At 40.0% G+C, this 15,714-nt stretch carries 13 protein-coding genes and 1 other RNA gene; 7 read left to right on the top strand and 7 right to left on the bottom strand.

What is annotated here, in order from left to right:
* Nucleotides 1-92 precede the first annotated feature (92 nt).
* Together menD and menH are read left to right on the top strand one after the other, a co-directional pair.
* Nucleotides 93-1,799, top strand: coding sequence for a 2-succinyl-5-enolpyruvyl-6-hydroxy-3-cyclohexene-1-carboxylic-acid synthase (gene menD, locus AM305_RS01085; protein WP_005822298.1), 1,707 nt, complete (start codon nucleotides 93-95; stop codon nucleotides 1,797-1,799).
* On the top strand, nucleotides 1,799-2,581 hold the full coding sequence (gene menH, locus AM305_RS01090) for a 2-succinyl-6-hydroxy-2,4-cyclohexadiene-1-carboxylate synthase (protein WP_005822300.1): 783 nt from the start codon (nucleotides 1,799-1,801) through the stop codon (nucleotides 2,579-2,581). The genes menD and menH overlap by 1 nt, the downstream gene beginning before the upstream one ends.
* Before the next feature lie 14 nt (nucleotides 2,582-2,595).
* Here the strand turns inward: menH and AM305_RS01095 are convergent, their stop codons facing one another.
* The 6 genes from AM305_RS01095 to thiP all read right to left on the bottom strand — a co-directional run bounded on the left by AM305_RS01095 (nucleotide 2,596) and on the right by thiP (nucleotide 9,722).
* A complete protein-coding gene (locus tag AM305_RS01095) occupies nucleotides 2,596-2,895 on the bottom strand; it encodes a helix-turn-helix domain-containing protein (RefSeq protein WP_005818050.1) in 300 nt (99 codons plus the stop codon).
* Nucleotides 2,896-2,992: 97 nt separating this feature from the next.
* Nucleotides 2,993-4,528 (bottom strand): YifB family Mg chelatase-like AAA ATPase, encoded by a 1,536-nt coding sequence (locus AM305_RS01100; protein ID WP_005822303.1) that lies wholly within the window; start codon nucleotides 4,526-4,528, stop codon nucleotides 2,993-2,995.
* Between the two features lie 98 nt (nucleotides 4,529-4,626).
* On the bottom strand, nucleotides 4,627-5,874 hold the full coding sequence (locus tag AM305_RS01105; protein WP_005822305.1) for a paraquat-inducible protein A: 1,248 nt from the start codon (nucleotides 5,872-5,874) through the stop codon (nucleotides 4,627-4,629).
* A gap of 64 nt (nucleotides 5,875-5,938) precedes the next feature.
* Complete coding sequence (locus tag AM305_RS01110) at nucleotides 5,939-7,360, bottom strand: sucrose-specific PTS transporter subunit IIBC (RefSeq protein ID WP_005822307.1); 1,422 nt, start codon at nucleotides 7,358-7,360, stop codon at nucleotides 5,939-5,941.
* 130 nt (nucleotides 7,361-7,490) lie between these two features.
* Nucleotides 7,491-8,123 carry a thiamine ABC transporter ATP-binding protein gene (gene thiQ, locus AM305_RS01115; protein WP_005822309.1) on the bottom strand — a complete coding sequence of 211 codons (633 nt, stop codon included), beginning with the start codon at nucleotides 8,121-8,123 and terminating at the stop codon, nucleotides 7,491-7,493.
* A 12-nt stretch (nucleotides 8,124-8,135) separates the two neighbouring features.
* Nucleotides 8,136-9,722 carry a thiamine/thiamine pyrophosphate ABC transporter permease gene (thiP, locus tag AM305_RS01120; RefSeq protein ID WP_005822311.1) on the bottom strand — a complete coding sequence of 529 codons (1,587 nt, stop codon included), beginning with the start codon at nucleotides 9,720-9,722 and terminating at the stop codon, nucleotides 8,136-8,138.
* Nucleotides 9,723-9,993: 271 nt separating this feature from the next.
* On the opposite strand from thiP, the gene AM305_RS01125 reads away from it, so the two are divergent.
* The 3 genes from AM305_RS01125 (at nucleotide 9,994) to crr (ending at nucleotide 12,626) form a co-directional block, all read left to right on the top strand.
* Nucleotides 9,994-10,254 carry an HPr family phosphocarrier protein gene (locus tag AM305_RS01125; RefSeq protein ID WP_005818062.1) on the top strand — a complete coding sequence of 87 codons (261 nt, stop codon included), beginning with the start codon at nucleotides 9,994-9,996 and terminating at the stop codon, nucleotides 10,252-10,254.
* 70 nt (nucleotides 10,255-10,324) lie between these two features.
* Nucleotides 10,325-12,046 carry a phosphoenolpyruvate-protein phosphotransferase PtsI gene (gene ptsI, locus AM305_RS01130; protein ID WP_005822312.1) on the top strand — a complete coding sequence of 574 codons (1,722 nt, stop codon included), beginning with the start codon at nucleotides 10,325-10,327 and terminating at the stop codon, nucleotides 12,044-12,046.
* 79 nt (nucleotides 12,047-12,125) lie between these two features.
* The gene (gene crr / locus AM305_RS01135) at nucleotides 12,126-12,626 is read left to right on the top strand and encodes a PTS glucose transporter subunit IIA (protein ID WP_005818065.1); all 501 of its coding nucleotides are present in this window, start codon (nucleotides 12,126-12,128) and stop codon (nucleotides 12,624-12,626) included.
* Nucleotides 12,627-12,671: 45 nt separating this feature from the next.
* On the opposite strand, the gene rpoH is transcribed toward crr, so the two are convergent.
* Nucleotides 12,672-13,637 carry an RNA polymerase sigma factor RpoH gene (gene rpoH / locus AM305_RS01140; protein ID WP_005822314.1) on the bottom strand — a complete coding sequence of 322 codons (966 nt, stop codon included), beginning with the start codon at nucleotides 13,635-13,637 and terminating at the stop codon, nucleotides 12,672-12,674.
* A gap of 96 nt (nucleotides 13,638-13,733) precedes the next feature.
* Here rpoH and ssrA point away from each other — a divergent pair.
* Nucleotides 13,734-14,100: a transfer-messenger RNA gene (ssrA, locus tag AM305_RS11890) on the top strand.
* A gap of 243 nt (nucleotides 14,101-14,343) precedes the next feature.
* The gene (locus AM305_RS01145; protein WP_005822316.1) at nucleotides 14,344-15,594 is read left to right on the top strand and encodes an integrase arm-type DNA-binding domain-containing protein; all 1,251 of its coding nucleotides are present in this window, start codon (nucleotides 14,344-14,346) and stop codon (nucleotides 15,592-15,594) included.
* Nucleotides 15,595-15,714: the final 120 nt, after the last annotated feature.

The following is a 15,714-nucleotide window of genomic DNA, read 5'->3' on the forward strand; positions in this document are numbered from 1 at the left end:
AGGATATTCTATCCCCTAAGTGGTTGATTTTTTGTTACAATCGAAACTATTTAGAGTAAAACGCCATTTTAATAAGAAGAGAAGAATAAATAATGAATACCAGTACTTTTAACCGTAGTTGGGCAAAAGTCATTTTAAATGCCATTGTGCGTTATGGAGTGAAGCATATTTGTATTGCACCAGGCTCTCGCTCAACACCTTTAACGTTAGAGGCTCTCCAGTTACAACAGACACAACAAGTACAATGTCATAGTCATTTTGATGAAAGAGGATTAGGCTTTTTTGCTTTAGGATTAGCTAAAGCAACTCATGATCCTGTTGCCATTATTGTGACTTCAGGCACCGCTGTGGCAAACTTATATCCTGCGGTCATTGAAGCGAGTTTAACACACCATAAGTTAATCGTACTTTCTGCAGACCGCCCGACAGAATTGATTGGCTGTGGTGCAAATCAAGCGATTGTTCAACCTGGTATTTTTGCTCAATATCCGCTGGAAAGTATTAACCTGCCAAAAGCCTCAGGAGAGTATTCCGCAAATTGGTTAGTTGCTACTATTGAGAAAGCCTGTGTTAAACAGCAGCAAGAAGGTGGAGTCATTCATATCAATGCACCTTTTGCAGAACCATTATATGAAGCCGATGAAACGGCGATTAGCCAAAATCCATGGTTAAAGCCAATTCAAAGTTGGTTAGTTAATTCACAAGCCAGATGGATTGATAGCCAAAAAATCCAAAGCGAAGTCTCTATGCACGAAAATTGGGACTATTGGCGTACTAAACGAGGCGTAGTTATTGTTGGAAAACTACCCGTAGAACAAGGTATCGGAATTAAAGCGTGGGCGGAAACATTGGGCTGGTGTTTATTAACCGATGTTCAGTCTTCGATTGATGCAAGTTTACCTTATGCTGATATTTGGTTATCTAATAACACCGTAAGAGATCGTTTATTACAAGCAGATATTGTGATCCAATTTGGTTCACAAATTGTCAGTAAGCGAGTAAATCAATTCCTTGAAGCCTTCCAGGGGGAGTTTTGGCAAGTAGAAGAGTATCAGGATTATCTAAATCCGTTTGCTCATCATCAAACACGATTTGTAGCGAAAGCACATCACTTTTTGCGTGTTCACCCGCCACTTCGCCAAAAACCGTGGTTACTAGAGCCATTAGCGCTATCGCAATTCTGTTCAACGTTTATTGAAAAACAGATTGGCGGCGGTTTGAATGAGGCTTCATTGGCACATCATTTACAAGATGTTCTTGCCATTGGCGGACATCTATTTATTGGTAATAGCTTATTTGTTCGTTTAGTCGATGCTCTTTGTAAATTGCCGGAAGGCTATCCGGTTTATACCAACCGTGGTGCAAGCGGTATCGATGGTTTGATCGCAACCATTGCCGGTATTGCCAAAGGCACAGGACAACCGACAGTTGGCGTGATTGGCGATATTTCAGCACTACATGATCTAAACTCAATTGCATTATTAGCACAGATTAACCAGCCAACTATTCTGTTTGTAGTAAATAATAGTGGTGGTGCGATTTTTGATATGTTACCGGTCGATCAGCGTGCGAAAGAGCAGTTTTATCGTCTATCGCATAATTTTGAATTTGGGCAAGTTGCCACGATGTTTGGTATTGAATATATCCGTCCATTTACTTGGGCAGACTTAAGAGCTAAGTTAAAAGTCGCTTATGGTCGCAAAGGTGTAACGATTGTCGAAGTGAAAGTCAATGAACAAGATGGAAGTAGCTTGTATAAATCATTGATTAAGCAAATTTCTCAAGCGGAAATTGCCTAATGTTAGCATATCAGTGGCATCATCAAACGGGGCGTAGCGAAAAGGCTACGCCTATTGTTTTTTTACATGGCTTACTTGGCTCACAACAAGATTGGCAACCTGTAATAGATGAATTGCAAAAATTTCCACAATTTCAACCGCTTACAATAGATCTTCCTTTTCATGGATTAAGTGCAGAGGTTCGCTGTCGAGATTTTGTGGAAATGCGTCATTTATTAGATCAAACGCTAACTCATTGTCTAGGCGAACAGCCTTTTTACCTTGTTGGTTACTCACTAGGTGGACGAGTTGCGATGGATTATGTCTTAAATATGCCGGCTAAAAATTTGCTTGGCGTGGTTTTAGAAGGGGCAAATGTCGGTTTAAATCGTGAACAGGATCGTCAAAATCGCCAATTAAATGATCAAAAATGGGCGACGCGTTTTCGCCAAGAACCGATAGAACAAGTCTTAAAAGATTGGTATCAACAAGCTGTTTTTACCGATTTAGAGGAGAGCAAGCGGTCTTTTTTAATTGAAAAAAGACGAATGAATAGTGGAACACGCATTGCGGAAATGCTCGAAGCCACAGGGTTGGCAAAGCAACCCTATTATCTTGACTTACTGAAAGAGGCCCAAACCACAAAGAACATCTTATTTTTCATTGGCGAACGAGATCAAAAATTCCGTCAAATGGTAGAACAAAACCAACTCACTTATCAAATCATTTCTCAAGCCGGACACAATGCTCACCAAGCAAATCCGAGTGAGTTTGTTGAGAAATTGATTAGCTGGTGTGAATAATATAAAGATTATTATCAAATTCTAAAAATTCGGCTATCCCCCATAGGCATTTGTACGGTAAGGCTTAATTTTCCACCCATTGCCTCAATATAACGTTTAAGTGTAGAGAGGCGTGGATCATTATCTTTCTGTTCTATTTTAGCTACTGCCGGCTGAGATATACCTAAAGCTTCTGCAAGCTGTTTTTGAGAAATATTCAATTCTTCCCTTAAATGAGCTAAGCCAACTTCCTGAATCAGCTGTTCACTTAACGCTTTTACTTTAGCTTGTCTTTCTGAGGGAATTTCCTCCATTAATTGTTCTAAAGTTTTCATTTTTTACTCTCCAAATTATTTCTGTCATTTAAACGCCTTATAACCTTCTGGTTATATTTTAGAGTAAGAGAGAAAAAATACAAGCCATTCTTTTTTATTAAATAGATTCCCCATGTAACCATTGTAGCAATCTGTCCATTGCCCGATAACCTAGGGCTTCTGCAAGATGAGGTTGCTGGATATGTTCTTCATTCGCTAAATCAGCAATGGTACGAGAAACTTTGAGGATGCGATGATAAGCTCGAACAGATAAACCGAGTTTCGTTAATGCAGTTTCTAAAAAGAGTGCATCTTTTTCGGTTAAACGGCAATCTCGTTCAATTTCTCTAGTGGTTAATTGTGCATTGATTTTGCCGGCTCGGGCGAACTGTTTTTCCCTCGCTGCGATAACTCGTTCTCTTACTTGAGCAGTCGTTTCGCCTCGATTTTCTGTCCCTTGTTGTAGTGCACCTTGCGGTAATAGTGGCACTTCAATGGAGAGATCAAAACGATCTAAAAAAGGGCCGGACAATCGATTTAAGTAACGAATGACTTGTTGCGGCGATGTGCGGTTATGTGTGCCTTGATAATGCCCTGTCGGGCTGGGGTTCATTGCCGCAATGAGCTGAAAGCGTGCTGGAAATTGCACTTTTGCATTGGCTCGAGAAATAATAATCTCGCCTGACTCCAACGGCTGACGAAGCGCATCCAGCACTTTTCGTTCAAATTCAGGCAGTTCGTCTAAGAAAAGTACGCCATTGTGAGAAAGTGATATTTCTCCCGGTTTTGGGATCGTTCCCCCTCCTACCAAAGCAACCATGGAAGCGCTATGATGTGGCGCTCGAAAAGGGCGTTGTTTCCAGTTCTTAAAATTTAACTCATTTTGTACCAAGCTAGTCACAGAAGCTGTTTCAATAGCTTCTTCATCACTCATTTCCGGTAATAAATCCGCAAGGCGGCTGGCAAGCATTGTTTTACCCGTTCCGGGAGGGCCGAGAAAAAGCAAATTATGTTGTCCTGCAGCGGCGATGGTTAAAGCCCGTTTTGCGTGTTGCTGCCCGATAATGTCGGTTAAATCCCGTTTTACAAGCGGTGAAATTTCAGCGGTTTCTTGCAATATTTCTTGAGCAACAGGGAGAGTGTCTCGCTTATTTAAAAAATTGACAACTTGTAAAAGTGAGCGAGCCACATAAGTCTTGGCGTGAGAAACCAATGAGGCTTCATTGGCATTTGGTGCGGCAAGAATCATATGTCGCTTTGCTTTAGCCGCAGAAATCACCGCCGGAATAGAGCCGTGTACACCACGTAATGAGCCGGTGAGTGCCAGTTCGCCTAAAAATTCAAATTGCTTGAGTAAGTCGGAATCAATTTGACCGGAGGCCGCTAAAATGCCGATCGCAATCGGTAAATCAAAACGACCGCCTTCTTTCGGTAAATCTGCTGGGGCTAGGTTAATCGTAATACGTTGCGGTGGATAGAAGAAGTTGGCGTTAATCAAGGCACTGCGCACCCTATCGCCTGCTTCTTTTACGGTTGCTTCGGGCAAGCCGACAATCGTTAATTTCGGCTGCCCGTTGCTAATATGGACTTCAATGGTAACAAGTGGCGCTTCAACGCCGATAGATGCTCGGCTATATACAATGGCGAGGGACATAATTTCTCCGTAAGTTTTTTTATTAAGCATACGGAGAAGCCGATTTTTCGAAAAGTAGAAATCTTCAATTTTTCGAGCAAGATCGCAAAAATAAATGGCTACGTTTTATTTTCTGATTCATTTGAATAATGAATTCGCCATAACATTTTAGCATCCAAATTCGCTGAAGCAATCATGGTTAAGAAAACGGCTGCACCAAAGAAAAAGGCGGCATCGCCTACGGAGAAATTGAGGATTTGCCCCCTTTCAAGTAGCGACATCATCAACGCTAATACAAAGAGATCGAGCATTGACCAACGTCCAACAAAGTGAACGTAGTGGAGCAATTTCATTTGACGGTGGATGGAATGCTTCCACTTAAAATGAATCGCAAGTAATAGGTATAAAATAATAGCAACTTTGCTAAAAGGAACGGCAATACTTGCAATAAATACAATAGCCGCTACGGCATAGCTCCCTAATTGAATAAAGGTAATAACGCCTGAAAAGAGCGTATCAGCGGAAACATTCCCTGCCAATTCAGTGGAAGATATCGGCAACAGATTAGCAGGGATCATCATAATGGTTCCGGCAATTAAGGTTGCCCATACCCTTTGTAGCTTAATTTTATCTGGAATATCCAGATTACTTTCACAGCGAGGGCAACGATGTCTTCCTTTCAAATCAATAATGTTCTCATCAAAGGTATATTCACAAACGCCACAAAATGTAGGTTTATGAGGATAATCAGGAGGAAGAGGGCGATATTCCGGATAGAAAAAGTCCCAACCTTGTTTCGGCTCAATTTTTATAAACAATAAAGTCGTTAGTAAAGTAGCTAAAACAAAGGCGATTAAATTCAGGTTGAAGCTAAGGTGGGCATAATCCTTAATTTTAAATGCAGCGACAGCAAGTGCGACAAAATAGACATCTAACATGACCCATTCTTTAATTTTAGTTAGGAAAATTAAAGTGTAGCGAGGTCGTTGCCCTAATATACGTTGCAAAGCAATAGTTAAAATAAGTAGCACAAAGGAAATAGGGGTAATCACTGAGCAGAGTAGCACCATAAAAGCGGTAAAAGAATAGCCAGACGTTGCCATTTTCCACGCTCCTCCCCAGATGGTTGCGTGGATAGGCATACCGAGTAAATCAATGCTCATGAGAGGGTAGCCAATGGCAAGAGGCAATAAAATAAGCACCGCTAGTGCAATAATGGCACAGCGGCGTAGGCTCCAAAAATTCCCTTTGGCTAACACATGATTGCAATTAGGGCAGAGCGCTGTTTTATAATAAAGACGATGTGGTACTTTGACTAAGGTTTCGCATTCGGCACATCGCTCAAGGGTAACATTATGTATTTTCATAACGTTATTATAAAACAAAACGCCTCAAACGTTGGTTTGAGGCGTGAAAAATGTTTAATTTTTATTAAGCTTTGGCTTGAGCGCGTTTACCAAGAATAACCGATAAACTGAAAGCCACTACGAATGAAATTAACATACCCACAGAGTACATTGCAAGGCTATCCGGTTTAATTGATGGAATACCTAAGATACCGGCTGCACCTAATGCGATAGCTTTAACATTGAAGGTTGCGATAAATGCACTTGCTAAACCTGAACCAATCATTGCTGCGATAAATGCGTGGCGGTAGCGTAAGTTTACCCCGAACATTGCTGGCTCAGTAATCCCTAATAATGCTGAGATACCTGATGGAACAGCTAAACCACGAACTTTTGCGTCTTTCATTGTGAATGCCACACCTAAACACGCTGCACCTTGTGCGATATTAGACATTGCCGCAATTGGGAAGATGAATGTACCACCGGTATTAGCCACTTCCGCTAATAATTGTGTTTCTACCGCAATGAAGGTTTGGTGCATACCGGTAATTACGATTGGTGCATAGAATGTACCAAATACCGCACCACCAAATACGCCTAAGGTGTCATATAACCACGTTAAACCTGCAGAAATTAAGCTACCCGCTTCACGACCGAATGGTCCGATTACCGTAAAGGCTAAGAAACCTGCAATGAAAAGCGAGAACATTGGGGTAATCAGGTTATCTAAATAAGATGGAACAAATTTACGGAACCCTTTTTCTAATGTTGCTAATACCCAAGCTGAAATGATGGTCGGGATAACCGTACCTTGATAGCCCACTTTCTCGATTTCTAAACCTAATACGTTCCAGTATTTGATGTTGCCTTCCATTAAGGTTTTTGCATAGTTCCAACCATCTGCTAAGGCAGGGTGAACTAATAACATCCCTAATGCTGCCCCTAAGAATGGGTTACCACCAAATTTACGGGTTGCTGAGAATCCAAGTAATACCGGTAAGAATACGAATGGTGCGTTTGCAATGGTGTTGATGAAATCAACTAAATCTGCCACTTCTGGATATTTGGTAACAACAGAATGCCCTTCCCAGAAGAAGCCGATTGAAGTAAGCATACTGTGAATACCCATCAGCAAACCGCCTGCCACGATTGCCGGGATAATTGGCACGAAAATGTCTGCTAAACCTTTCACTAAACGTTGTAATAGTGGTTGATTTGCCGCTCCTGCTGCCGCGACTTCTGATGTGCTCATATCGCCAATGCCCATTTGTTTTTGCATTTCAGCGTGCACTTTATTAACCGTACCTGAACCAAAAATAATTTGGTATTGACCACTGGTTGAGAATTGACCTTTAACGCCTTCAATATTTTCAATCGCTTCTTTATCCACTTTGGATTCATCCGCAAGCGTTAAACGTAAACGTGTTGCACAGTGTGCGAGGGTAGTAATATTTTCTTTACCACCAAGTTTTGCGATAGTTTGTTCCGCAATTTTTGGGAAGTTCATAACAGACCTCGTATGTTCAAAATTAAAACGTGCGTATTTTAACTAAAACGGTTTAGCTAAAAAAGAGAAATGTTTGAGAAATGTGAGATAAATCACATTTTTAATTAAATGTGTAAGAAAACGAAAGAATTTAACCGCTTGTAATGCACCCGTTTTCAATGGTAATCACACGATCAAATAACGTGCGGCTCTCTGCTAATTGATGAGTGACCATTAAAAGGGTCAGTTCCCGTTCACGACATAGTTGGGCAACCAGTTGTTGCAATTCTTCTCGGCGTTTTGGGTCAAGTGCTGAAAAAGGTTCATCTAATAATAAAATCGGTTTATCACGCAATAAGGTTCGGGCAAGTGCCACACGCTGTTTTTGCCCGCCTGAAAGCTGATCCGCACGGCGATTGAGAAGTTCTGCAATGCCCATTTTGTCTGCAATAGCTGCAACTTGCGCAGATTGTTGCGGTGAAAGTGAAAGGCTCGGGCGCAAAGCCAAGCCGATATTTTGTGCAACCGTTAAATGAGGAAAGAGGTTATTATCTTGAAAAAGCATTGAAACGGGGCGTTCAGCCGGTTGTGTTTGGCTGTGTTCGCAATGATCAAGCCAAATTTGACCGCTTGTCGGTTGTTCAAAACCTGCAATAAGGTTGAGCAAGGTGCTTTTGCCTGCGCCACTTTCGCCAATAATCGCAATGCGCTCGCCTTTTTTGACCTGTAAATCAAAATGCATTGGCATATCTTCATAATCAAAGGTTACGTTGAGTTGTATCATATTTTCCTCCGTTTATGCTTTTGTTCGTGTCAGTAAAAAGGGCAAGAAGGTAAAGAGCATTAGAATAAATGCAGTGACAGCGGCATCTTCTGTTCTATAACTACCAAGCTGTTGATAAAGCAAATAGGGTAGCGAACTAAAATCCGGGCTACCAAAAAAGGCGATAACCGCAAAGCTCCCTAAACTTGCCGACATTGCTAGAGCAAATGCTTGAGCAAAAGGCCGAATGAGGTAGTGTTTTTCAGCAACCCACCAACGTTGAAAACCACTTAAACCTAAACTTTTGGCGAGTTTATCTTGGGTTGTTAATGTTTGCCAAAGTGGTGCAAAAAGCAATGGGTAGATAAACGGTAATAATGTCATACCATTGCAAAGACCGACTAGCCACAAAAGCTGGGCGGTAGATAATTCCACATTCTTCAATAAAAGAAATAGCCCGACTGCCAGTAAAAAAACAGGCAGAATTAAGGGGTAGGTAACGGCGCTAGATAAAAGGGCATAGCGAAGTTTTTGTTGTCGAAAAAGAAGCTTTCGAGCTTCAAGCGCAATAAAGTAGCTGATGCTTAATGCCGTTAAAGAAGCAATGAGGCTTAACATGGTTGAAAAAAATACTGCTTCCCATAAGAGAGGATTGAGTAAACGTTCGATAAAGTGGGAAACTGTTATTCCAGCCCAAATAACACTTACAAGCGGTAAAATAATGAGTAAGCTTTGCAACCAAAGTAAACTTTGTAAGATTGCTTTTGTGAACCCTTGAACTTTAGGTTTCCAAATATCAATGCTCAGTGTTTCTAGCTTCGTTTGAAATGCACGTTGAGAAACGAGAAATAAAATTACCTGTAAGCTAATACCCACTACTAATTGAACAGCAATGAGTTTAACAGCTTTTGCAAAATTAAATTCAAAACTGACCGCTTGATAAATTGCCACTTCTAAGGTGCTGTATTTGGGGCTTCCTCCGAGCATTAACACTATGGGAAAGCTGGTAAAACAGATCAGGAAAACCGTCATAAAAACATAAGGCAATAAACGCTTGAGCGCGGGTAGCTCAACAATTTGAAAATACGCCCAACCTGTTAGGTTTAACTGAGCGGCAAGTTGATATTGGCTAGAGGGAATTTGCATCAGTGCGGAAAGGCTATATTTCGTAACGAGCGGAATGTTTAAGAGGCAATGAGCAATCAAAATACCTTGTAGTCCGTACACATTAAATTGCCATGAGAAGCCGAAGGCCTGCCAAAGTTGAGCTAACCACCCTGAATTTCCCCAAATGCCGATAACCGCAAAAATAATCACGAGAGAAGGAAGCGCCCAAACAAATTGAATTGCATTATATAAAAGCGCTTTTCCTTTGAAATCAATATAAAAGAATGCTTTTGCGAGTAAAATACCTAATCCGGTAGAAATTAATGCGGAGAGCAATGCTTGAGATGAACTATATGCAAGGATATGCCCCATTTCTTGCCAAGAAAAGAAACTTTCTGCTTGTTGATGTTGAACTAATGCCCATAAACTAAATGCATAAAGACCAATGAGACTGAAATAGATCAGCCATGCAGCTTGTTTCGTTAAGAAGGCAGTTGGAGAAAATTTGGACATAATCATAATTCTAAAAAAGTAGCGATGAGAGTTTATCATTTTTTAGATAGAAATGGCCTTTAAATATATTGAAAAATCGTGATAAAAATGTCACGTAATCGTTAAAATTGTATTTTTTGCTTAAAAAACAGTCTAAAAACTAAGGATTATTCTATGTTTTTTATTTTTGATCGTGAATTTATATATATTTTGTAGTAAAGTGAAAAAGATTTAATGGAGGCTTTCCATTCCAATTCATTTTTTATTTGAATGTTCAAAAGAGGAAAATCCTATGGCGTATTCTAAAGACGTTGTTATTACTGCTCCAAGTGGTTTACATACTCGCCCTGCAGCAGAATTTGTAAAAGCAGCTAAAGGCTTTACATCAGATATTACCGTGACTTCTGGCGGTAAAAGTGCAAGCGCAAAAAGTTTATTTAAACTTCAAACCTTAGGTCTTACTCAAGGTACTAACATTACCATTACTGCTGAAGGCGAAGATGAGCAAAAAGCAGTTGATTTCTTAGTAGATTTAATTCCTACTTTAGAATAAGATCTGTTTTTTATGGCAAGTTTCGGCTTGCCATTGTTTTTACATTACTTTTTAATAAAAGGATTACATTATGATTTCAGGTATTGCAGCTTCTCCTGGTATTGTTTTTGGTAAAGCATTAGTTTTAAAAGAAGAGCCAATTGTGCTTAACACGCAAAAAATTACAGCTGATCAGGTTGATGCTGAAGTCGCGAAATTCTTTGATGGTCGTGCAAAAGCAGCTGCCCAATTAACCGCAATTCATGCGAAAGCGTTGCGTACATTAGGCGAAGAAAAAGCCGCAATTTTCGAAGGGCATTTAATGCTTTTGGAAGACGAAGAGTTAGAAGAAGAAATTATTGGCTATATTAAGGATAATTTATCTACGGCGGATGTTGCTGCAAATAAAGTGATTGACCAACAAGTTGCAGTACTTTCAGAAATCGATGATGAATACTTAAAAGAACGTGCAGGCGATATGCGTGATATTGGTAACCGTTTATTACGTAATATTTTAGGCATGCACATTGTTGATCTTGGCGACATTCAAGAAGAATCTATTTTGGTGGCTTACGATTTAACGCCATCAGAAACAGCACAATTAAATTTAGATAAAGTGCTTGGCTTTGTTACAGACATTGGTGGTCGTACTTCTCACACCTCAATTATGGCTCGTTCATTAGAGCTTCCTGCCATTGTGGGAACCAACGATATCACTAGCCGTGTTAAAACGGGAGATGTGTTAATTTTAGATGCGGTAAATAACCAAATTCACATCAATCCATCAGACTCTCAAATTGCAGAATTTAAAGCTGTTCAAGAAAAAGTAGCTGCTGAAAAAGCGGAATTAGCAAAATTAAAAGATTTACCTGCAGAGACATTAGATGGTCATCGTATTGAAGTTGCGGGTAACATTGGTACTATTCGTGATGTGGACGGCGTATTACGTAATGGTGGAGAATCTGTTGGTTTATACCGTACCGAATTCCTCTTTATGGATCGTACGGAATTACCGGGCGAAGAAGAGCAGTTCCAAGCATATAAAGAAATTGTAGAAGCAATGGGCGGTAAACAAGTTGTTTTACGTACAATGGATATTGGTGGCGATAAAGAGTTACCATATTTAGATTTACCAAAAGAGATGAACCCATTCTTAGGCTGGCGAGCAGTGCGTATTGGTTTAACACGCCGTGAAATTTTAGATACTCAATTACGTGCGGTATTACGTGCTTCAGCATTTGGTAAATTGGCGGTAATGTTCCCAATGATCATTTCTGTTGAAGAGATCCGTGAATTAAAACGCATCGTTGCAGAATTAAAAGAACAGCTTCGTGCAGAAGGTAAAGCCTTTGATGAAAATCTTCAGTTAGGTATTATGGTTGAAACACCATCGGCTGCGGTTAATGCTCGTCATTTGGCGAAAGAAGCTGATTTCTTCAGTATCGGCACTAACGATTTAACTCAATATACATTAGCGGTGGATCGCGGTAATGAAATCATTGCTCACTTATATAACCCATTAAGTCCTTCAGTATTGAACTTAATTAAACAAGTAATTGATGCTTCACACGCAGAAGGTAAATGGACCGGTATGTGTGGGGAATTAGCGGGCGATGTTCGAGCAACCGCATTATTACTTGGTATGGGCTTAGATGAGTTTAGTATGAGTGCAATTTCAGTGCCTCACGTGAAAAAACTGGCTCGTTCAATTAACTACGCTGATGCAAAAGCATTAGCAGATGAAGCACTTGCACAACCAACTGCTGCGGATATTGAACGTTTAGTGAATGATTTTTACGCAAAATTGAACTAAAATTTAATAAATAGCATACAAAAACAAAATTCTCGTATAGAATGTATGAGAATTTTGTTTTCACAAATGGAGAGATTCTATGAGCTTTTTAAGCAAATTATTCGGTTCTAAACAAAAAGAATCAAAGGAAATTCAAATTTTCTCACCTTTATCAGGTGAAATTGTTAATATTGAAGATGTTCCAGATGTTGTATTTTCTGAGAAAATCGTAGGCGATGGCGTGGCAATTCGTCCTAGTGGCGATACCATTGTTTCACCAGTAAACGGTACAATTGGTAAAATTTTCGAAACTAACCACGCATTTTCAATTGAGTCTGAAGATGGCGTAGAGTTATTTGTACACTTCGGTATTGATACTGTTGAGTTAAAAGGCGAAGGCTTTACTCGTATTGCAGAAGAAGGTCAAACTGTAAAAGCAGGCGACCCAATCATCAAATTTGATTTAGCTTTATTAGAAGAAAAAGCAAAATCAGTATTAACACCGGTTGTTATCTCTAATATGGATGAAATCTCTAACTTAGAGAAAAAATCAGGTAGTGTTGTTGCAGGCGAAAGCGTTGTTTTAACATTAACTAAATAATTGCAAAAAACTTGAAAAAATACCCGCTTGTTTGCGGGTATTTTGTTATGCTTCAACAGTAATTGCATTTTTAATTTTCTTCAGTGCCGCATTTTCAAGCTGACGCACACGTTCCGCAGAAATTTGATATTTCGCAGCTAAATCATGTAAAGTAAGCTTATTTTCATCTAGCCAGCGTGTTTTGATAATATCTTGGCTACGCTCATCTAACGTTGATAGCGCATATGCAAGCTGTGCGGTAGCCTCTCCTGTGTGCTCTTCATCTTCCAGCTCATCAGCAAAATTAGAGCTATTATCTTCTAAATACATTGAAGGGGTATATGCTTCATCTTCATCATCGCCACTTGGCAAATCAAAGCCAAGATCTTGCCCAGTCATGCGAGATTCCATTTCACGAACTTCTTCTTCAGACACACCAAGATCGTGCGCAACACGTTTGATTTCCTCTTCATTAAACCACGCTAAGCGATTTTTATTTTTTCTTAAGTTAAAAAAGAGTTTCCGCTGTGCCTTTGTCGTAGCGACTTTTACAATTCGCCAGTTTCTTAATACATATTCATGAATTTCTGCTTTTACCCAATGTACCGCAAAAGAGACTAAACGAACGCCAACATTCGGATCAAAGCGTTTTACCGCTTTCATCAATCCGATATTGCCCTCTTGAATTAAATCTGCAAGAGGTAAACCATAACCTAAATAGCCTCGAGCAATATGAATAACAAAACGCATATGGGACAAAATCAGTTGTTTTGCAGCTTCAACATCTTCATCGTAATAGTAGCGTTCTGCGAGTTCTTTTTCTTGATCTGCCGTTAAAATCGGATACTGGTTTGCCATACGAATATAGCTTTCAAGATTACCTGTCGTAACAGGCATATTTGCAGAAAGCAAGGCCGGATGTGTTGCCTCAATATGCTTATCTTCATCTAGTAATTCTACTTCATCAGGCTCAATGCTCTCTGCTTCAACAATTTCAGCATCTTCAATTTCGTGTTCGTCAAAATTTTTCATGTTTCGTTTTTATCTCGTTTTGATGTTCTTTTGAGTGTATTTTTGCAAAATAGTTTGCAGATCTTACCGCTTTCCTTTAAAATTGCCAAACTTTTTGGGGCTGATTCTGGATTCGACGGGATTGGCGAAGCCCAAGGTGCACGTCGAGGTGCGGTAGGCCTCGTAAACAAACCGCAAAAAAATAGTCGCAAACGACGAACAATACGCTTTAGCAGCTTAATAACCTGCCTTAAAGCCTTATCGCCTCAGCTTCCGCTCGTAAGACGAGGGTAACGATAAGTCATCCAAAACGAGATCGTGTTGAAGCCTCCGCTTGAGGATCGAAGCACTAAATTAAATCAAGCTAGCTTATTCTTTGCGTGTCTGTCCGCTGGGGATAAGTGAAATTAAAGACGAGACTAAACGTGTAGTGCTGAAGGTAGAGTAATTTCGGACGGGGGTTCAAATCCCCCCAGCTCCACCAAATCGAAATAATCCAACGTAACAGAACGTAACAAGAAGCCTTGAACCGCAACGGTTTGAGGCTTTTTTTGTTTCTCTCTTTGTCTCTCTACGTAAACCAAAATAATAGACTTTTAGTAGGACGTTTAGTAGGATCATTCAGTGCAGCATAAAAAGCCGTCCTACTAAAAACGCTCAAAACGTTGCTACACAAGGCTTAGAGCCTTATTCTTTTTTCCAATATAAAATAAAGCGTCCTACTAAAATGGCTAGAATAGCGAAACCACTTACAAACACCGAAATAGAAAAGGCAAAACCAAAAGATAAAAAGTATTCTCTTACAGATGGCGGAGGGCTTTTCTTATTGGTTAAACCTAACGGGGCTAAGTTATGGCGGTTTAATTATTACAAACCCTATACTAAAGACCGAACCGAAACAGGGCTAGGCAGTTATCCTGATGTTACTTTGGCAAGAGCAAGGGAAATAAGGGAAGAATACCGCACCTTACTGGCTCAAAATATCGACCCTCAAGCACACCGCCAAGCAATCGAGCAAGCGAAGCAAGCAGAAATTTATAATACTTTTGAGAATGTTGCTTTAGCGTGGTATGAATGGCGGAAGACACGGGCTAATTTTTCAGCCGGCTATGCGAAAGATGTTAAAAGTTTAATGAATAGAATATTACTCCCCTCTTTTGGAAAGTATCCTATTTCACAAATAACCGCACCCATGGCACTAAAAGCATTTAAACCATTGCAAGAGAAAGGAACGCTAGAAACCTTGAAGCGCACCATTCAGAAGATGAATGAGATCATGACGTTCGCATTGCACCGTGAAATCATTTCTCAAAATCCTTTGGTAAATATCTCGAAAGAGTTTGATAGTCCAACGGTAGAACACTTCAAGACGATTAAGCCGGAAGACTTAAGGGAATTTCTTTTCACTTTGAACAATGCTCAAATTCAGCTACAAACAAGATATTTAATTCTATGGCAATTGCTTACGATGACACGACCGAATGAATCAGCGACTGCAAAATATGAAGATATTGATGAGAAGGCGAAGACGTGGACGATATACATCAGCAAGGGGATAAAGCAAGATGATAAAGGACGGGCGCATATCGTTACATTATCCCGCCAAGCACTCGCCTTGCTTAAAGAGATTAAAAAGTTAAGTGGGGATAAGGTTTATTTGTTCCCTAGCCATAAGAACCCACAAACGCACACGAACACTCAGACCGCCAATGCGGCCATAAAGCGAATGGGATATAAAGGGAAGTTAGTCGCACACGGATTGCGAAGTATTGCAAGCACCTATTTGAATGAACAGGGCTATGATCCTGAATTGATTGAGGTTGCACTATCACACATGAACCAAGACCGAATTAGAATGGCATACAACAGAGCGGACTATCTGAAACAGCGTTTTCAAATACTGCAAGCGTGGGCGGATTTTGTTGATGAGTGTTCTCAAGGTGCTTTACCACAGTATCATTTGAAGAAAGTTGCTTAATTGCCAAACCTCCCGAAAAAGTAGGGAGTTCCCGAAATAGTATGGAATAAGCCTAGCCGAATTTTGCTAGGCTTTTTTATTTATTTTTCCACTTTGAAAAAAACTAAAACTTTTTGATTT

The sequence above is a fragment of the Actinobacillus minor NM305 genome, from assembly GCF_000175195.1.
Taxonomy (GTDB): domain Bacteria; phylum Pseudomonadota; class Gammaproteobacteria; order Enterobacterales; family Pasteurellaceae; genus Haemophilus_A; species Haemophilus_A minor.

Bases quoted from the DNA above. Each gene is read 5' to 3' on its own strand.
- thiP (WP_005822311.1), bottom strand. From the start codon at position 9,722: ATGTCCAAATTTTCTCCAACTGCCTTCTTAACGAAACAAGCTGCATGG.
- AM305_RS01100 (WP_005822303.1), bottom strand. From the start codon at position 4,528: ATGTCCCTCGCCATTGTATATAGCCGAGCATCTATCGGCGTTGAAGCG.
- rpoH (WP_005822314.1), bottom strand. From the start codon at position 13,637: ATGAAAAATTTTGACGAACACGAAATTGAAGATGCTGAAATTGTTGAA.
- AM305_RS01110 (WP_005822307.1), bottom strand. From the start codon at position 7,360: ATGAACTTCCCAAAAATTGCGGAACAAACTATCGCAAAACTTGGTGGT.
- menH (WP_005822300.1), top strand. From the start codon at position 1,799: ATGTTAGCATATCAGTGGCATCATCAAACGGGGCGTAGCGAAAAGGCT.
- AM305_RS01125 (WP_005818062.1), top strand. From the start codon at position 9,994: ATGGCGTATTCTAAAGACGTTGTTATTACTGCTCCAAGTGGTTTACAT.
- AM305_RS01105 (WP_005822305.1), bottom strand. From the start codon at position 5,874: ATGAAAATACATAATGTTACCCTTGAGCGATGTGCCGAATGCGAAACC.
- thiQ (WP_005822309.1), bottom strand. From the start codon at position 8,123: ATGATACAACTCAACGTAACCTTTGATTATGAAGATATGCCAATGCAT.
- ptsI (WP_005822312.1), top strand. From the start codon at position 10,325: ATGATTTCAGGTATTGCAGCTTCTCCTGGTATTGTTTTTGGTAAAGCA.
- AM305_RS01145 (WP_005822316.1), top strand. From the start codon at position 14,344: ATGGCTAGAATAGCGAAACCACTTACAAACACCGAAATAGAAAAGGCA.
- menD (WP_005822298.1), top strand. From the start codon at position 93: ATGAATACCAGTACTTTTAACCGTAGTTGGGCAAAAGTCATTTTAAAT.
- AM305_RS01095 (WP_005818050.1), bottom strand. From the start codon at position 2,895: ATGAAAACTTTAGAACAATTAATGGAGGAAATTCCCTCAGAAAGACAA.
- crr (WP_005818065.1), top strand. From the start codon at position 12,126: ATGAGCTTTTTAAGCAAATTATTCGGTTCTAAACAAAAAGAATCAAAG.